A 16,818-nucleotide genomic window follows, 5' to 3' on the forward strand; every position below is an offset into this window, starting at 1 on the left:
AGTGACCATGGCTAAGATCGTTTGGACCCGCACCGATGAGGCGCCGTTGCTGGCGACGTATTCCCTCAAGCCCATCGTGGAGGCCTTCGTCTCCACCGCCGGGATCGAGGTAGAAACGCGCGATATTTCCCTGGCCGGGCGCATTCTCGCGCAGTTCCCGGAGCGCCTCACCGCCGAGCAGCGCATCGACGATGCCCTGGCCGAGCTGGGTGAACTCGCCAAGACTCCCGAGGCGAACATCATTAAGCTCCCCAATATCTCCGCCTCCCTCCCGCAGCTCAAGCGCGCCATCGCGGAGTTGCAAGCCGCGGGCTTTGACATTCCCGATTACCCGGAGGAAACCTCCACGGAGGAGCAGCGCGAGGTACGCGCCAAGTACGACGCCGTGAAGGGCTCCGCCGTCAACCCCGTGCTGCGCGAGGGCAACTCGGACCGCCGCGCGCCGAAGGCCGTGAAGAACTTTGCCCGCAAGCGCCCGCACCGCATGGGCGCGTGGAGCAAGGATTCCAAGACCACCGTGGCCACCATGAGCGACCATGATTTCCGCCACAACGAGAAGTCCGTCATCATGCACGCCGAGGACACCCTCTCCATCGTGCACGTGGGCGCGGACGATCACGAGATCACCCTGAAGAAGGCCCTGCCGGTGCTCGCCGGGGAGGTCATCGACGGCACCGTGCTCTCCGCCAAGGCCCTCGACGAGTTCCTCATCGCCCAGGTGGCCCGCGCCAAGGAGGAGGGCGTGCTCTTCTCCGCGCACCTCAAGGCCACCATGATGAAGGTTTCCGATCCCATCATCTTCGGCCACGTGGTACGCGCCTACTTCAAGGACGTATTCGACCAGTACAGAGAGGTACTGGAGGAGGCGGGCCTCAACGGCGAGAACGGCCTGGCCGCCATCTTCACCGGCCTGGAGAACCTGGAGGGCGGCGCGGAGATCCGTGCGGCTTTTGATAAGGCCCTGGAGGAGGGCCCCGATCTGGCTATGGTGAACTCCCACAAGGGCATCACCAACCTGCACGTGCCCTCGGACGTCATCATCGACGCCTCCATGCCCGCCATGATCCGCACCTCCGGCCACATGTGGAACAAGGACGATCAGGAGCAGGACACCCTGGCCGTGATCCCCGATTCCTCCTACGCCGGGGTGTACCAGGCAGTGATCGAGGACTGCAAGGCCAACGGCGCCTTCGACCCCACCACCATGGGCACCGTGCCCAACGTGGGCCTCATGGCCCAGAAGGCCGAGGAGTACGGCTCCCACAACAAGACCTTCAAGATTCCCGCCGCAGGCCGGGTGGAGGTACGCAACTCCGCCGGAGAGGTGCTCATCTCCCACGAGGTTGAGGCCGGGGACATCTGGCGTGCCTGCCAGACCAAGGACGCCCCCATCCGCGACTGGGTGAAGCTGGCCGTCAAGCGCGCCCGCCTCTCCAGCATGCCCGCCATCTTCTGGCTGGACCCGGAGCGCGCCCACGACCGCAACCTCACCGACCTGGTGAACAAGTACCTGGCCGAGCACGACACCGAGGGCCTGGACATTCAGATCCTCTCCCCCGTGGAGGCCACCAAGGTCAGCGTGGAGCGCCTGCGCCGCGGCGAGGACACCATCTCCGTGACCGGCAACGTGCTGCGCGATTACAACACCGACCTCTTCCCCATCCTGGAACTGGGCACCTCCGCCAAGATGCTCTCCATCGTGCCGCTCATGGCCGGCGGCGGCCTCTTTGAGACCGGCGCGGGCGGCTCCGCACCCAAGCACGTCCAGCAGGTGCAGGAGGAGAACCACCTGCGCTGGGATTCCCTGGGCGAGTACCTAGCCCTGGCCGAGTCCCTGCGCCACTTCGCCCAGGGCGGAGGGGACAACGAACGCGCCGCCGTGCTGGCTGCGGCCCTGGACACCGCCACCGAGACGCTTCTCGACGAAGGCAAGTCCCCCTCCCGCAAGGTGGGCGAGATCGACGACCGCGGATCCCACTTCTGGCTCTCCCTCTACTGGGCGCGCGCCCTGGCGGAGCAGACCGAGGACTCCGCCCTCTCCGAGGTCTTTGGCCCCGTGGCCAAGGCCCTGGAGGACAAGGCCAAGCAAATCGACGCCGAGCTGATTGCGGCCCAGGGCCAGCCTGCCGACCTGGGCGGCTACTACTGGCCTAACGAGGCCAAGACCACGGCCATCATGCGCCCGTCTGCGGCGTTTAATGAGATCATTGATGGGATTAAGGCTTAAGTAATTCCCCTTTTCCCAGCAAAGGAGGGCACCCCAAGCGGGTACCCTCCTTTTATTCATTCCTCATTCGTAATGGCTCCACATGCGCAGCACCAGCACGGTTTTCTCCTCCTCAAGAATCTTATACACCAGCCGGTGCTAGATATTGATTCTGCTGGAGAAATACCCCGCAAGATTACCCACCAGTTTCTCACAAGGCGGAGGAGTAGCCAGAGGGTCGCACTCTAAGAGCCGGATAAAACCTGCGCTTTAGGTTTTAACCCCGCAGAGGAAAGGTTTCGCGCGTCCTTTTGCGAACGCTTTGAGTACACAATCCGCCATTCCGGGAATGGAGGTCAAGTATAGGGTCTCCTGAATGGCCCGCCAACCTTCCTCCCCCACCAGTACCGCGTTGTGACGCTGGCCCGTGATAAGGAGCGGATCCGAATGCTCATTCACCTCATCAATAAGGCGGTACAAGTTAGCTCGGGCGGCGGTAGACGTGATGCTTGCCACACTGCTGAAGCGTACGGTATGGCGTACGCCTTGGCAATATACCCATACCGCTAGGCCCCCCTCAACAACACCGCGCCCCCGGATTAGCCCCCTGCTCCGCCCACTTGGCCCTCCAAAACTCCCGCTCGGTGGGCACCGGGGCCTCCGGGTGATGGGCGCGCAGGTGTTCCACGTAGTGCCGGTAGGCGTTCTCCCCCAGCATTTCCGCCACGTACCAATAAGCCTTGCGCAGCAGAGCCCTCATGAGCGCAGCACCTCCTTTTCGATCTCCTTTTCTGCCGCCGTAGCCACCAGTCCGGCGGGGGCAAACAGCTGAGAGGGCGCAAAGGGCTCCTCGCTGCTCTGCGGTTCCCCTCCGGCGGCGCGTACCCGGATCGCCCGCAGGCAGGCCACCAGGGCGGCGGCCACCACCACGATCACCAATACCGCAAACACGATGGAGAGCACGCCCTGCACGGCGGTGTTGCGCACCACGGCCTCCATCGCCTCCCGCGAGGTGGCGCTGCCAAAGGAGTTCAGGCCTTGGTCGAGGGCGTCGCGGAAGCGGCGGTGCTGGGCCCAGTAGCCAATCGTCGGGTCGGAGGAGAAGATCTTGTGCCAGGAGGCCGTCATGGTCACCACCAGGTCCCAGGCCAGGGGCAGGCCGGGGATCCAGGCCTACTTGTATAGGCCCTTCTTTATCACCACCACGAGCACCAGGGAGAGCGCGATGGCGGCAAGCAGTTGGTTGGCGATGCCAAAGAGCGGGAAGAGCACGTTGATGCCGCCCAGGGGATCGCTCACTCCCATGAGCAGGATGGAACCCCAGAGTCCGCATACCAGGAGGGTGGCGATCCAGCTTCCGGGTGTCCAGGAGGGGTCGCGGAAGCGGCGCAGTCCGGGCACGGCGGCCAGGGTGTCGGTCATCATGAAGCGGGCCACGCGGGTGCCCGCGTCCACGGTGGTGAGGATGAACAGCGCCTCGAACATGATGGCAAAGTGGTACCAGAAGGCCTGCAAGGCGGCGTTGCCGAACACGTCGGTGAGGATCTCGGACATGCCGTAGGCCAGGGTGGGCGCGCCGCCCGTGCGGGAGATGATGGTCTCCTCCCCCACGGCTGTGGCGGCGTCGCTAAGCTGCTGCGCGGTGAGGTCTGCCCCGGGTAGGCCGAGGGAGTTGACCCAGGTGGCGGCGGTGTCCGCCGAGCCGCCTGTGAGGGTGGCGGGGGCGTTCATCACAAAGTACATGTGGCGGTCGATCACCACGGCGGCGATCAGCGCCATGATCGCCACGAAGGATTCCATGAGCATGCCGCCGTAGCCGATCATGCGCATCTGGGATTCCTTTTCCACCAGCTTGGGCGTGGTGCCGGAGGAGATCAGGGCGTGGAACCCGGAGAGCGCGCCGCAGGCGATGGTGATGAAGAGGAAGGGGAAGAGCGAGCCGGAGAACACCGGGCCGCCGCCCTCGCGGGCAAAGCGGGTGATCGCGGGCATCTGCACCTCGGGTCGCACGATGATGATTCCCACCGCGAGCAGGGCGATCACGCCGATGGCGGAGACCTCCACGATCCGCCCGGGGCGCAGGTAGCGCATGTACACGCCCATGAACAGCGCGATGGGAATGGTCATGGCTATGGAGAACACGCCCCAGGGGCTGTGGGCCAGGGCGTTGACCACGATCAGCGCCAGCACCGCGATGATGATAATCATGATGGCGATCACCGCCACGATGCCCGCCGCTCCGCCCACGCGCCCCATCTCATCGCGCACCATTTGCCCGAGGGAGCGCCCGCGACGCCGCGTGGACACCCACAGCACCAGGTAGTCTTGCACGGCCCCGGCGAAGATCACGCCGAGCACGATCCACAGGGTGGAGGGCAGGTAGCCCATCTGGGCGGCCATCACCGGCCCCACCAGCGGCCCGGCCCCCGCGATGGCGGCAAAGTGGTGGCCAAAGAGCACGCGGCGATCCGTGGGTACAAAGTCCTTGCCGTCCGCGTGTTGCTCGGCGGGGGTGGCGCGATCGTCGCGCGGGCGCACTACCTTGTAGGCGATCAACCGCGAGTACAGGGTGTAGGCGATGAAGTAGGAGCCCACGGCGGCGGCCACGAGCCACACGGAGTTGATGGCCTCCCCTCGGTGCAGCGCGATCATCGCCCAGCCCACGGCCGCAACAATGGCGATGACCAGCATGATGACTTTCGACGCCGCCGAGGGCCGCTGCCCCACCACGCCCACGGGTTGGCCCGTGTCCTTGTTGCGCAGAACCTCCATCGCCTCTCCCTTCCGCCGCCCAATATGTGAGGGGGCTAACCCTAACGGTAAATCGCAATCGAAGATACAGGGCGGGTGGGGCTGAATATAAATCTTCCTTCTAGACAGATCGGTCCACTAGGGTGGGTTGCCAATCACATCCCCTCACAAGACGGAAGGCTGATCATGGCCCCCAAGTACGATAATTCCCAGGCCGCGCGGTGGAACTTTGAAACCCGCTCCATTCACGCCGGGCAGTCCGTGGATTCCGATACCGCCTCGCGCAACCAGCCCATCCACCTCACCAGCTCCTACGTGTTTGATTCCGCCGAGCACGCCAAGCAGCGCTTTGCCCTAGAGGACGCCGGGCCCATCTACTCTCGCCTGACCAACCCCACCACGGAGGCCCTGGAAAACCGCCTGGCCTCCCTGGAGGGCGGCACCCACGCCGTGGCCTTTGCCTCCGGCCAGGCGGCGGAAACCGCCGCGATCTTGAACCTCGCCGCCGCGGGCGATCACATCGTCACCTCTCCGCGCCTGTACGGCGGCACGGAAACCCTCTTCCAGTCCACCCTGGCCCGCCTGGGCATCGAGGTCACCTTCGTGGAAAACCCGGACGATCCCGCTTCCTGGGCCGCAGCCGCACGCCCCAACACCAAGGCGTTCTACGGCGAGACCTTTGCTAACCCCCAGGCCGACATTCTGGATATTCCCGCCGTGGCCGAGGTAGCGCACGCCCACCGGGTGCCGCTGATCGTGGACAACACCATCGCTACCGCCGCCGTGGTGCGGCCCCTGGAATTAGGCGCGGACGTGGTGGTGGCCTCGCTCACCAAGTTCTACACCGGCAACGGCTCCGGGATCGGCGGGATTCTGGTGGACGGCGGTTCCTTCGATTGGACGGTGGAGCGCGATGGCCAGCCGGTGTTCCCCTACTTTGTTACCCCCGATCCCGCCTACCACGGCCTGCGCTACGCCGATCTTGGCGACGTCGCCTTTGGGCTTAAGGCTCGCGCGGGCCTCCTGCGCGATACGGGCGCTACCCTCTCCCCCTTCAACGCCTGGATCACCCTGCAAGGCTTGGACACCCTGAGCCTGCGCGTGGAACGGCATAACGCCAACGCCCGCGCCGTGGCCGAGTATCTTACCCGGCAAGACGCCGTGACCAAGGTCAATTACGCCGGCCTGCCGGATTCCCCGTGGTATCCAGTCAAGGAGCGCCTGGGGCTGGAACACACCGGCTCCGTCCTCTCCTTCGACGTCGCCGGCGGCAAGGAGGAGGCGTGGCGTTTTATCGACGCCCTGCGCCTACACTCCAACCTCGCCAACATCGGTGACGTGCGCTCGCTGGTGGCGCACCCGGCCACCACCACGCATTCCCAGTCCGATGAGCACGGCCTCGCCCGCGCGGGAATCTCCCCCGCCACGATCCGGCTTTCCGTGGGCATCGAGCACATCGAGGACATTCTGGCGGATCTCGAACTCGGCTTCCAGGCGCTCTAGCCACCCCAGGAAGCACGGCGGCCAGCGCGGCCGAGGCACCGGGTGTCCCATTTTGCTAAGGTCTTGACGCAGATCACATTTCCGCCAAACAGCAAAGGCTTGCCCGTGTACTCTCCCCGCACCCTCGCCCGCTTCATGCCGTTTTGGCCCCCGTTCCTGGGGGCCGGGGTCAAGATCAAGGAATACGCTCCGGACGGCTCGCGCTTCCTCATCACCCACAAGCCCAATAAGCTCACCTATAACGCGGTGGGCACCGCCTTCGGCGGCACCATGCTGTCCATGACGGATCCTTTCTTCATGCTGATCTCGATGTATCGCCTGGGGTCGGACTATTACATCTGGGACGTGGGTGCGGAGGCAAAGTTTGTCAAACCCGGCAAGGGGCACATTAGCGCCGATGTTTCCATCGACGACGCCACTTTAGATCTCATTCGGGAGAAAACCGCAGACGGCTCCAAGTATCTGCACTGGTTTGACCTCGACATCACCGACGAATCGGGCGACGTGGTGGCCCATATCCGCCGCCAGGTCTACTACCGAAAGAAAAAGCACTAGGCCGCGCCCCTTTCCGCTACGATAGCGAACCAAGCTGTCTATACAGAGTTGTCTAGCGGAAGAGCTCGCCATGACCCACCTCGCCGCCGAGGGCGCCCTCGATACCGTGCCCATCGGCACCTTCACCACGGAGGCCGGGGCCACCATTCCCGGCGCGCAGATCGCCTACCAGCGCTGGGGCACCCCCCTGCCGGATCACTCCAACGTCCTGGTGGTGGAGCACGCGCTAACCGGGGACTCCCGCGTGGATCAGTGGTGGGGGGAACTCCTGGGGCCGGGGCGCGCGCTGGACACGCGCCGCTACTGCGTCATCAGCACCAACGTGCTGGGTGGCTGCCAAGGCTCCACCGGCCCCTCCTCCCCGCACCCGGATTCCTCCCGCCCCGATTCCCAGGCCTGGGGTTCGCGCTTTCCCGCCCTCTCCATCCGGGATCAGGTGCACGCGGAGCGCCTCTTCCTTAGGGCCCTGGGGATCACCCGCGTCCACGCGGTGATGGGCGGCTCGATGGGCGGGGCCCGCACCCTGGAGTGGGCGGCGCTGTACCCGCACGCGCTCCGCGCGGCGGGGGTATTTGCGGTATCCGCGCGGGCGAGCGCCTGGCAGATCGGCATTCAGTCCGCCCAGATCGCGGCGGTGGAAAACGATCCCCACTGGCACGGCGGGGATTACTACGCCACCGGCCAGGCTCCCCTCGGGGGGTTGGCTACCGCGCGGCGCATCGCACACCTCACCTACCGGGGAGAGCTGGAGTTGGACGAGCGCTTTGGCACCTCGGCGCAGGAGGGGGAGAATCCCTGCGGGGCCTTCCGCAGCCCGCACCAGCGCTTTGCCGTGGAGAGTTACCTGGATTATCAGGCGGAGAAACTCGCCCGCCGCTTCGATGCGGGTTCCTACGTGACGCTTACCGACGCCCTCAATAGGCACGATATAGGCCGGGGGCGCGGCGGGCTCAACAAGGCCCTGGCGGCCATCGGCACGCCTACCTTTGTGGCCGGCGTGGACACGGACATTCTCTACCCCTATCACCAGCAGGAACATCTCTCGCGTAACTTAGGCAATCTGCTGGGCATGGCCAAGATCGTCTCCCCGGTGGGGCACGATGCGTTCCTGGCGGAGACCCGGCAGATGGACCGGATCATTCGGAGTTTCCTGGATCGCGCGGCGGCGCTGCCCTAGCTACCCAGCGCGTCCACGGAGAGCGCCAGGAAGGCCATGCACCCGCCCAGCAGGGCGCTAAAGAGAACGTCGAAACGCCGGGAGCGTACCGCAAAGATCCCCACCAGGCGGGAATCGCACAGCAGGCGCACCACGGCCAGCCAGATCAGCGCCGCCCCCAGGCCAAAGGTGGCGCGCCGCCAGTGATCGGTCAGGGCAAAAACCGCGCTGGCCACCAGACCCAGGAGAAATATCCCCAGCATGGCGCCCTGCACCCAGCGGGGTAGGCGCGAGGGAGGCAGGGCGACGTCGTGGGGGTTATCCAGGTAGTCGCTAGGATTCATCGGCCAGGCGTTCCGCCCGCTCCACGATGTTGGCCATGAGGAAGGTGCGGGTCATGGGGCCCACGCCGCCGGGGTTGGGGGAGATCGCCCCGGCGACCTCCCAGCAGTCCGGGTGGACGTCGCCGGTGGTCTTGCCGTCCACGCGGGAGACGCCGACGTCGAGAAGCGCCGCGCCCGGCTTAATCATGTCGGCGGTGAGCATGTGCGGCTGCCCTGCGGCGGCGATGATGACGTCCGCGGCGCGGGTTTCTGCGGCTAAGTCCTTGGTGCCGGTGTGGCAGAGGGTGACGGTGGCGTTTTCCGAGCGGCGGGTGAGCATGAGGCCGATGGGGCGGCCCACGGTCACGCCGCGCCCGATCACCACCACCTTCGCGCCGTCGAGTTCCACCCCGAAGCGGCGCAGCAGTTGAATGGAGCCGTGCGGGGTGCACGGCAGGGGCGCGGGTTCGCCCAGCACGAGCTTGCCCAGGTTCACCGGGTGGAGGCCGTCGGCGTCCTTGGCGGGATCGATGCGCTCCAGGATGGCGTTCTCATCGAGGTGCTTGGGCAGGGGAAGCTGCACGATGTAGCCGGTGCAGGCGGGATCGTTGTTGAGTTCGTCGATCACCGCTTCGAGTTCTTCCTGCGTGGTTTCCTCCGGCAGGTCGCGGCGGATGGAGGTAATGCCCACCTCCTCGCAGTCCTTGTGCTTCATGCGCACGTAGTTCTGGCTGCCGGGGTCCTCCCCCACCAGCACGGTGGCCAGGCCCGGGGTGATCCCCTTGGCGCGCAGGGCGGCCACGCGCTGACGCAGGGCGTCGATAAGCTCGGCTCGGTAGAGTTTTCCATCGAGTTTGATCGCAGTCACGGCACCTATTATGCCTCCCCCTAGAATGAAGGCCATGCCCGCGCCCTTCCACGTCATCTTTGACAATCCGGTGATCCCCGGCAATACCGGCAACGCCATTCGCCTGTGCGCCAACACGGGGGCGCACCTGCACCTGGTGGAGCCGCTGGGCTTTAACTTTGACGATAAGCACCTCAGGCGCGCGGGCCTGGACTATCACGATCTCGCGGAGGTGCGCATTCACGCCACCCTCGATGCCTGCCTGGAGGCGCTGCCGGGGTCGCGCGTTTTTGCCTTCACCTCGGCGTCGAACACCTGGCATACCTCGGTGGAATACCAGGCGGGCGATGCGCTCCTTTTTGGCACCGAACCCACGGGGCTGCCGGAGGAGCACCTGGCGCACCCCCGGGTCACCCAGCGCGTGCGGATTCCCATGCTGCCCGCGCGGCGTTCCATGAACCTTTCCAATTCTGCCTCCATCGCCCTCTTTGAGGCCTGGCGGCAGGTGGGCTTCCCCGGCGCCCTGTAGGGGCCGTTATCAGGCGCTATCGGCAGGGGCCCGCCCGGCCAGACCACACACCTTGCGCTTAATAGACTAAGCGGTATGGTGGCTGCTATCGTGCTACGAGACATATCGGGAACCCGAGGGAAAGGACCTCTCCCCATGAAACTTCGCCGCATCATCGCCGCCGGGGTGGTAACCACTCTCGCCGCCACCGGCCTGGCCGCGTGCTCCAGCTCCGATGCCATCCGCATCGGCACCACCGATTCCGCCCGCGGGGCCTGGAAGGTCTTTGAGGATAAGGCCGCCGACGCCGGAATCAACCTCAAGACCACCGAGTTTGGCGATTACAGCACGCCCAACGATGCCCTCGCCCAGGGCGAGCTGGACGTCAACCTCTTCCAGCACCTGAAGTTCCTGGCCAATTACAACGTGGGCTCGGAGAAGGACCTCACCCCCATCGGCTCCACGGAGATCGTGCCGCTGGCCCTGTTCTGGAAGGATCACACCTCCCTCAACGGGATCGAGGGCCAAGACGTCGTCATTCCCAATGACACCACCAACCAGGGCCGCGCCATCAACGTGCTGGTGCAAGCCGGGCTGCTCACCCTGAAGTCCCAGGACTTGCTCGATCCCACCCCGGCGGATATTGACGAGTCCGCCTCCAAGGTCAGCGTCACCCCAGTGGATCCCGCCCAAACCCCGGTGACCTACGGCGAGGGCCGCCCCTCCATCATCAACAACACCTTCCTGGATCGCGCGGGCATCGACCCCAACAGCGCTATCCAGCAGGACGATCCCAATAACAAACTGGCCGAGCCCTATATCAATGCCTTTGTCACCAGGGCGGAGGATAAGGATAACGAGGACATCGCCAAGCTCGTAGAGATCTGGCACGATCCCGAGGTTCAGGCCGCCGTGCAGGAGGATTCCAAGGGCACCTCCGTGTCCGTGAACCGCTCCGCAGAAGAGCTTCAGGGAATCCTGGACGGCCTGGAGGACGATCTGCGCGCCGCAAAGTAACCCTCCCCGCGCAAGCACGCCAAGCACTCAGCGTCAGCAGGGCGCGGCCCAGCCGCGCCCTAGCCGCTCATCCGGCCACACCCGGCCCACCCCGAGGAAGAATTAAAGGTACCCCCTCATGGCTGATCCCTCCGCCGCCCACCCCACCGGCACCCGCATTGAGTTCCGCAACACCTCCAAGGTGTTCCCCGCCAAGGCCCGCAACCAGGCCACCGAGACCACCGCCGTGGATAACGTGACCCTCACCGTGGAGCCGGGAGAGATCCTCGGCGTGATCGGTTATTCCGGCGCGGGCAAATCCACCCTGGTGCGCCTGATTAACGGCCTGGATCAGGCCACCTCCGGGCAGTTGCTGCTCGATGGCACGGACATCGTGGGGCTCTCCGAGCGCCAGCTGCGCGGAGTGCGCAGCAAGATCGGCATGATTTTCCAGCAGTTCAACCTGTTCACCTCGCGCACCGCGGCGGGCAACATCGAGTACCCGCTGCAACTCGCCGGGGTACCCAAGGAGGAACGCAAGCGCCGAGTAGAGGAGCTGCTGAACTTTGTGGGCCTGGCCGATAAGGGCCAGAACTACCCCGAACAACTCTCCGGCGGGCAGAAGCAGCGCGTGGGTATCGCCCGCGCGCTGGCCACGAACCCCTCGCTCCTGCTGGCGGATGAGGCCACCTCCGCGCTCGACCCAGAAACCACCCATGACGTGCTGGAATTGCTGCGCCGGGTGAACAAGGAACTGGGCATCACCATCGTGGTCATCACGCATGAGATGGAGGTGGTGCGCTCGATCGCGGACACCGTGGCCGTGATGGAACACGGCCGCGTGGTGGAGTACGGCAGCGTGTACGAGGTGTTCTCGCAGCCCCGCACGGCGGTGGCGGGGCGCTTCGTGGCGACGTCGCTGCGCAACACCCCGGATCACGTGGAGGCCGCAGACCTCCTCGCCCACGAGGGCCGCCTGTTCACCATCGAACTCACCGAGGAATCCGGGTTCTTTGCCGCCGCTGCCGCCGCGCGCACCGCCGGGGTGCGCATTGCCATCGTGCACGGCGGCGTGACCACCTTGCAGCAACACAGCTTTGGCAAGATGACCGTTCGGCTCAGCGGGCCGCAGGACGCGGTAGAAACATTCCGCGATACCTTGGCACAGACCACCACCATCCAGGAGATCACCCGATGACCACCACCGTTCTCGCCGCAGACTGGGATCGCCTGGGCGGCACCTTCCGCGAAGCCATCGCCGATACCCTCATCATGGTCTCCGTGACCATGCTGCTCTCCGGGCTGCTCGGCCTGGCCGTGGGCGTGTTGCTCTACACCACCCGCTCCGGCGGCATCCTCAAAAACTCCGTGGTGTACACCGTGCTCAACGTGCTGGTGAACTTCATCCGCCCCATCCCCTTCATCATTCTTATCGCCGCCCTCCAGCCCCTCACCGTGGCCGCAATGGGCACCTCCGTGGGGCGCGACGCCGGCATCTTCGTCATGGTCATCGCCGCCACCTTCACCGTGGCCCGCATCGTGGAGCAAAACCTCGTGGCCATTGACCCCGGCGTGATCGAGGCCGCCCGCGCAATGGGCGCGAGCCCTTGGAAGATCATTACCTCCGTGATTATCCCCGAGGCCCTGGGCCCATTGGTACTGGGCTATACCTTTATCTTCATCGCCATCGTGGATATGTCCGCGATGGTGGGCTACATCGGCGGCGGCGGGCTGGGTGACTTCGCCATCGTGTACGGCTACCGGGCCTTTGATAAAGAGACCATGTACGTGGCCGTGATCGTCATCGTGATCTTGGTGCAGGCCGCGCAGTTCCTGGGCAACTGGCTATCCAAGAAGATCATGCGGCGTTAATACCCCCGCTTACCGACGCCGCCCCTACCGCACCGGGGAGAGATTCCCCGCGGTGGGGGCGGTTTTCTCGTAGCTATCCATAGGTAACCCAAATATTCATTGTCTTTTCACTTAAAGTTATCTTTTCGCCACCCATAAGTCACCTTGACGGACTGTGATATGCATCAGGGACGGAAAACCGCTCCTACCAACCACCCACGCGAGGGAGGAAAATCATGTCCGTATCCAAGAAGTTCTCCCGCGGCTTGGCCGCTACCGCGCTTTCCGGCGCGCTGGTAGCGGGCGGCGCAGCAGCCGCACTGGCAGTTCAGGTCAATGTTGATGGCGGTACCTGGAACTATGGCACCGGGGGAGGCAAGGTGTGGTCCAACTACCACCACCCAACTAAGCGACACGGTTCTAGCGTTCAAGGAAAGCACTATGCCGACAGCGGCTGCGTAAACGCAGGACAGTGGTCTTACGCATCAGCGCCCGATCGGTCCTTCAGAGCTGATCATTCCTACTACCGATTCTGCTGATTTCTTTCTAAAATTCCTCACTCACTTCTCCGTGAGTGAGGAATTTTATCTAGGAGAAAGTCCATGCCACATCTACTACGCATAGCCAGTTCATTACTGGTTCTTTTAAGCCTGCTTGTTGCTTTCCCCCTGAGCCATCTCTTAGACAGCGACCTTGGTTCCGCTGGCCGACAAGCATTTCTCATCACAGAATCTTCCGGGGAAACCTCCCCCCTCGATCTCCGAGACAACATCGTACGCTACGCTAAAGAGTAGAATATCACTGTTGGACTCGAAAATTTCGAGACTACCGCCGAAGGTACCACCCATCACCTTTACGTCGCCGCCGGAGAAAATTCCTCCGCCATGGCACGATGGCTAGAAACCGGATACTCGGGCTTTGATCCCTCAATAGATATTGAGGTCAGCCCCCTCGCCAGGGCACAACTCACTGATGTAGGCGGATTATACCACGTTTCCGGTACAGCAAATGAAAACGAAAGAATTCAGAAGCACATTCAATCATTGGGGTTCACTGTAAAAAATTATGGCGTGAATTGGAACTATTTCTTAGGCAACCCTATCACCGTCACCATCGTCGCAATGCTACTCCTCATCGCCACCATGACCTTGGGTGGGGTTCTGCTACGAGCGCACGACTATGCAATTCGCCGTATTCACGGGCACGGGTTCTGGGCAATCATCCATCGAGACCTGCGCGGCCTCCTCCCCACCACACTCTTCTCCCTTATCACCTTTGGAACACTCAGCACCCTAGCACTTTACCTTTACAATGAATTAACTGCGGTAGAATTCTACCTGCGATGCTTTTCATTCCTCTCCCTCACTGGCAGCACCGTCCTTTTCCTTAGCCTTCTAGCTGGAATCACCACTCTTCATTTGGTTTCCCTTATACCAGCTTTGAACGGCAAGATTCCAGGGACCCCCGTTTCCCTTGGAACCTATGCCCTCCGCTTCTGCGCTCTCACTGCGGCCCTTACCACAGTAGGCTCCACAGTATCCATCGCCTTAGAAATACAGCACCAGAAAGGGCAAGAAGATATTTGGAGCAGTCACAGATCAGCAGAGGCCTTCACTTTTTCTACCCGCACCGGGGACATCAACGGCGATGTTGCACCCGCACTACGCGAGGCCGATAAAAGAAATGAACTATTGTTCATAGACACTCAAATGGGAGGAGACTTTAACCCAAATATTCTTCTAGTCAACTCCCTCTTTGCTGAACGAGAATTATCTCTGCCAACAAACGAGGCTCCAAAGCCCAGCGAAGTATTGATCCTCACCCCCGAGGGTTCCTCAGTCGAACACACTCATAGCGCCCACCAGCGAGTTCTCTCGGAAGCCAAGTACGCCGGCATCCCAACACCCACCATCCGGGAAAAAACCATTCCCAAAAATACCGAGGTATTCACCTACGGCTCCTCTTTTGGTTTCACCCTCCCAGAGGCCACGGTGAGCAGGATCCCCATCGTGGTGTTTCCTCGCGGTTTAGAAACGCTAGGGGATCGAAATATCGTGTCCCCCGCCACACAATTAAAGGTATTCGCCACAGATAAGGAAGCCACAACTAAAATCATTGCCGATCCCATCGCAGGACCCTATATCGCCGGACACTTCACCGCCCTATCCCAATGGGAACAGGCTCATTATAAAGCGCAAGAGCACTTCCGTTCCCAATCCATCAACCTAGCAATTCTTATCCTCGTGGTCACCGCCTACGTGGTGGGCTCCGCCGCCGTGTACCAGGCCCGGCACCGGCAACGCCTCACCGTCACGGATCTCATGGGGCGCTCTCCCTGGCGGGCGCGGGCCGGTCTGCTGCTCATCGAGGCGATATTCCTACTCATTCCCGTCGCATGGCTGTGGCACCGCCAGAGCAGTTATGAGGCGGCCGCGCTCACCGCCATGCCTCGGGACGTGCTGCGCACCATGGCCGTTACCCCGGAACTCGTGGCCACCACCCTCGGCATTTCCCTGCTGTGGGCGCTCACCTGCCTGGCCATGTCCGCTCGTTTTGGCCGTATCTACTCGCGCACTCCCGCGCGCTAAAGGAGGTTCCCCATGTCATCCACCATCACGGTTCAAGGCCTCACCAAGGCCTTCGGTTCTCGTACTCTATGGCGCGACGTAGAGTTTTCCTGCCCGCAGGGCAGCATCACCGCCCTCACCGGCCCGTCCGGCAGCCGCAAGTCCACCTTGCTGAACTACATGGGCACCCTAGATACCGCCGATTCCGGCACGATCATGGCGGCGGGAAAGAATATCCAGCAACTTTCCAGCGGGAAACGCCGCGCGTTCCGCAAGAATAATCTGGGTTTCTTGTTCCAGGATTACGCCCTCATTCCCGATAAGTCCGTGGAATACAATATCGACCTGGCCACCGTGAACAAGCGGCAAAAGGCCCGCGTTGATTCCGCGCTGGAAACGGTGGGGCTGAGCGGGTATCGCAAGCGCGTGGTGCATGAGCTTTCCGGGGCGAGCAGCAGCGCGTGGCCCTGGCCCGCATATTGGCCCGCCAGCCGGAGATCATCTTGGCCGATGAGCCCACCGGCGCGCTCGATCCTCGCAACGGGCAAAACGTGGTGGATCAGTTGCGCGCTCTGGCCGATCAGGGCGCCACGGTGGTGATCGCCACTCACGCCGCCGAGGTGCGCAACGCCGCCGATCAGCACATTGATTTAGGCCGGTTCCTCGTCCCGGCTTAGGCCCGCCACCCATACCTTGGCCGTCTTGGGGGTGCCACCGCAGGAGGCTACTACCCCCTCCACGGCCTTCCGCATGAGTGGCACCTCCCAGGTGCGCCCGTCGCGGTGGCGGACGGTCACGGTGCCCTCCGGGGCGTCGTCGGTGGTGAGGTCGCCGTAGCGCAGGGGCTCCCCGGCGTCGATAAGCCTGCGGGCTATGTGTAGTTCCGCTACCTGCCCGCGCGGGCCGTAGAGACCGCTGCCGCGATTGGCGGGATAGAAGTAGCGGCCGTGCAGGGCATGACGGGTGAGATCGCTTGCGTCCGCAATGTTGAGTTCACCGAAGGAGTATCCCCAGGGCATGAGCAAGACGGCGGGGGCGAAGCGGTGGCCCTTGGTGTGCGATGACTCCCAGATCAGCGAGCCCGGAAACTCCTCCTGTAACTGCGCGGCCAGGGGGCGGCCCTTGATCGCGCAGCACTGATCGCGGCGGCCATGCGTACACACCAGGACCACGGGAGTGGTAACCTCCTCCCCTCCGTTGCGGCCGGGGCCGGTGAGGTCAAGGGAAAGAAGGTCCTCGGGGGCGTCGATAAGCAGGAGTTCCATCTGCGCGGTGCGCGCCCACACGAGGTAGCAGCGGTGCTTGAACCCCACGTTGCGGCCCGCGCGGCCGGGGCGGCGGATAAGTTGGAGGCTGGCCGCCCCCTTGAGTTTGGCCTTGAGGCGGGCGCTGAGATCGGGGCCAAAGGTACCGCCGTCGAGCACGTCGCGCGACCATCCTCCAGGCCATTCAAAGAGCACGTAGACCTCGCCCTTTTTGGCCGAACCCGCCAGGGGTTCCCCGCGCACATCGGAGCAACGGGGGGACTCATGCACGGGTGTGGTGGCGGCCATAG

The 16,818-nt window shown here is 63.6% G+C and carries 15 protein-coding genes and 2 pseudogenes; 11 read left to right on the plus strand and 6 right to left on the minus strand.

Going from position 1 to position 16,818, the window contains the following annotated elements:
- Positions 1 to 7 precede the first annotated feature (7 nt).
- On the plus strand, positions 8 to 2,227 hold the full coding sequence (locus tag Cocul_RS04755) for an NADP-dependent isocitrate dehydrogenase (RefSeq protein ID WP_055122176.1): 2,220 nt from the start codon (positions 8 to 10) through the stop codon (positions 2,225 to 2,227).
- A gap of 249 nt (positions 2,228 to 2,476) precedes the next feature.
- On the opposite strand, the gene Cocul_RS11835 is transcribed toward Cocul_RS04755, so the two are convergent.
- From Cocul_RS11835 to Cocul_RS04765, 3 genes and pseudogenes are all read right to left on the minus strand, one after another.
- Positions 2,477 to 2,722, minus strand: coding sequence for a type II toxin-antitoxin system Phd/YefM family antitoxin (locus Cocul_RS11835; RefSeq protein WP_082422176.1), 246 nt, complete (start codon positions 2,720 to 2,722; stop codon positions 2,477 to 2,479).
- A gap of 61 nt (positions 2,723 to 2,783) precedes the next feature.
- Positions 2,784 to 2,966 (minus strand): YbdD/YjiX family protein, encoded by a 183-nt coding sequence (locus tag Cocul_RS04760; protein ID WP_055122177.1) that lies wholly within the window; start codon positions 2,964 to 2,966, stop codon positions 2,784 to 2,786.
- Positions 2,963 to 4,978, minus strand: a pseudogene (locus tag Cocul_RS04765) (carbon starvation CstA family protein). Before Cocul_RS04765 ends, Cocul_RS04760 begins: the two are co-directional and overlap by 4 nt.
- A gap of 165 nt (positions 4,979 to 5,143) precedes the next feature.
- On the opposite strand from Cocul_RS04765, the gene Cocul_RS04770 reads away from it, so the two are divergent.
- From Cocul_RS04770 to metX, 3 genes are all read left to right on the plus strand, one after another.
- A complete protein-coding gene (locus Cocul_RS04770; protein WP_055122178.1) occupies positions 5,144 to 6,460 on the plus strand; it encodes an O-acetylhomoserine/O-acetylserine sulfhydrylase in 1,317 nt (438 codons plus the stop codon).
- A gap of 99 nt (positions 6,461 to 6,559) precedes the next feature.
- Complete coding sequence (locus Cocul_RS04775; RefSeq protein ID WP_150114378.1) at positions 6,560 to 7,015, plus strand: DUF4442 domain-containing protein; 456 nt, start codon at positions 6,560 to 6,562, stop codon at positions 7,013 to 7,015.
- A 70-nt stretch (positions 7,016 to 7,085) separates the two neighbouring features.
- Positions 7,086 to 8,192, plus strand: coding sequence for a homoserine O-acetyltransferase MetX (gene metX, locus Cocul_RS04780; RefSeq protein ID WP_055122179.1), 1,107 nt, complete (start codon positions 7,086 to 7,088; stop codon positions 8,190 to 8,192).
- Here metX and Cocul_RS04785 read toward each other — a convergent pair.
- A complete protein-coding gene (locus Cocul_RS04785) occupies positions 8,189 to 8,515 on the minus strand; it encodes a DUF3017 domain-containing protein (protein ID WP_055122180.1) in 327 nt (108 codons plus the stop codon). The two genes, metX and Cocul_RS04785, sit on opposite strands and share 4 nt — an antisense overlap.
- Entirely contained in the window at positions 8,505 to 9,362 is an 858-nt protein-coding gene (locus Cocul_RS04790; RefSeq protein ID WP_055122631.1) for a bifunctional methylenetetrahydrofolate dehydrogenase/methenyltetrahydrofolate cyclohydrolase, read from the minus strand. The genes Cocul_RS04785 and Cocul_RS04790 overlap by 11 nt, the downstream gene beginning before the upstream one ends.
- A 34-nt stretch (positions 9,363 to 9,396) precedes the next feature.
- On the opposite strand from Cocul_RS04790, the gene Cocul_RS04795 reads away from it, so the two are divergent.
- The 7 genes and pseudogenes from Cocul_RS04795 (at position 9,397) to Cocul_RS04820 (ending at position 15,940) form a co-directional block, all read left to right on the plus strand.
- Positions 9,397 to 9,870, plus strand: coding sequence for a tRNA (cytidine(34)-2'-O)-methyltransferase (locus Cocul_RS04795; protein WP_055122181.1), 474 nt, complete (start codon positions 9,397 to 9,399; stop codon positions 9,868 to 9,870).
- Positions 9,871 to 10,005: 135 nt separating this feature from the next.
- Positions 10,006 to 10,866 (plus strand): MetQ/NlpA family ABC transporter substrate-binding protein, encoded by an 861-nt coding sequence (locus Cocul_RS04800; protein ID WP_055122182.1) that lies wholly within the window; start codon positions 10,006 to 10,008, stop codon positions 10,864 to 10,866.
- 118 nt (positions 10,867 to 10,984) lie between these two features.
- Positions 10,985 to 12,043: a methionine ABC transporter ATP-binding protein gene (locus Cocul_RS04805; RefSeq protein ID WP_055122183.1), complete on the plus strand. Its 1,059-nt coding sequence runs from the start codon at positions 10,985 to 10,987 to the stop codon at positions 12,041 to 12,043.
- The gene (locus Cocul_RS04810) at positions 12,040 to 12,717 is read left to right on the plus strand and encodes a methionine ABC transporter permease (RefSeq protein ID WP_055122184.1); all 678 of its coding nucleotides are present in this window, start codon (positions 12,040 to 12,042) and stop codon (positions 12,715 to 12,717) included. Before Cocul_RS04805 ends, Cocul_RS04810 begins: the two co-directional genes overlap by 4 nt.
- A 215-nt stretch (positions 12,718 to 12,932) precedes the next feature.
- Positions 12,933 to 13,235: a lactococcin 972 family bacteriocin gene (locus tag Cocul_RS11840; RefSeq protein WP_082422178.1), complete on the plus strand. Its 303-nt coding sequence runs from the start codon at positions 12,933 to 12,935 to the stop codon at positions 13,233 to 13,235.
- Between the two features lie 345 nt (positions 13,236 to 13,580).
- A complete protein-coding gene (locus Cocul_RS12275; RefSeq protein ID WP_150114379.1) occupies positions 13,581 to 15,284 on the plus strand; it encodes a hypothetical protein in 1,704 nt (567 codons plus the stop codon).
- A gap of 12 nt (positions 15,285 to 15,296) precedes the next feature.
- A pseudogene (locus Cocul_RS04820) lies at positions 15,297 to 15,940 on the plus strand (ABC transporter ATP-binding protein).
- Here the strand turns inward: Cocul_RS04820 and Cocul_RS04825 are convergent.
- Positions 15,914 to 16,816 (minus strand): ferredoxin family protein, encoded by a 903-nt coding sequence (locus tag Cocul_RS04825; protein WP_055122186.1) that lies wholly within the window; start codon positions 16,814 to 16,816, stop codon positions 15,914 to 15,916. The pseudogene Cocul_RS04820 and the gene Cocul_RS04825 sit on opposite strands and share 27 nt — an antisense overlap.
- Positions 16,817 to 16,818 lie beyond the last annotated feature (2 nt).

This window comes from Corynebacterium oculi, from assembly GCF_001412105.1.
Taxonomy (GTDB): domain Bacteria; phylum Actinomycetota; class Actinomycetes; order Mycobacteriales; family Mycobacteriaceae; genus Corynebacterium; species Corynebacterium oculi.

What these genes read in the sequence shown, in the direction of transcription:
- Cocul_RS04755 (WP_055122176.1), top strand. Translation starts at nt 8, where the DNA reads ATGGCTAAGATCGTTTGGACCCGCACCGATGAGGCGCCGTTGCTGGCG.
- Cocul_RS04760 (WP_055122177.1), bottom strand. Translation starts at nt 2,966, where the DNA reads ATGAGGGCTCTGCTGCGCAAGGCTTATTGGTACGTGGCGGAAATGCTG.
- Cocul_RS04770 (WP_055122178.1), top strand. Translation starts at nt 5,144, where the DNA reads ATGGCCCCCAAGTACGATAATTCCCAGGCCGCGCGGTGGAACTTTGAA.
- metX (WP_055122179.1), top strand. Translation starts at nt 7,086, where the DNA reads ATGACCCACCTCGCCGCCGAGGGCGCCCTCGATACCGTGCCCATCGGC.
- Cocul_RS04785 (WP_055122180.1), bottom strand. Translation starts at nt 8,515, where the DNA reads ATGAATCCTAGCGACTACCTGGATAACCCCCACGACGTCGCCCTGCCT.
- Cocul_RS04795 (WP_055122181.1), top strand. Translation starts at nt 9,397, where the DNA reads ATGCCCGCGCCCTTCCACGTCATCTTTGACAATCCGGTGATCCCCGGC.
- Cocul_RS04800 (WP_055122182.1), top strand. Translation starts at nt 10,006, where the DNA reads ATGAAACTTCGCCGCATCATCGCCGCCGGGGTGGTAACCACTCTCGCC.
- Cocul_RS04805 (WP_055122183.1), top strand. Translation starts at nt 10,985, where the DNA reads ATGGCTGATCCCTCCGCCGCCCACCCCACCGGCACCCGCATTGAGTTC.
- Cocul_RS04810 (WP_055122184.1), top strand. Translation starts at nt 12,040, where the DNA reads ATGACCACCACCGTTCTCGCCGCAGACTGGGATCGCCTGGGCGGCACC.
- Cocul_RS11840 (WP_082422178.1), top strand. Translation starts at nt 12,933, where the DNA reads ATGTCCGTATCCAAGAAGTTCTCCCGCGGCTTGGCCGCTACCGCGCTT.
- Cocul_RS12275 (WP_150114379.1), top strand. Translation starts at nt 13,581, where the DNA reads ATGGCACGATGGCTAGAAACCGGATACTCGGGCTTTGATCCCTCAATA.
- Cocul_RS04825 (WP_055122186.1), bottom strand. Translation starts at nt 16,816, where the DNA reads ATGGCCGCCACCACACCCGTGCATGAGTCCCCCCGTTGCTCCGATGTG.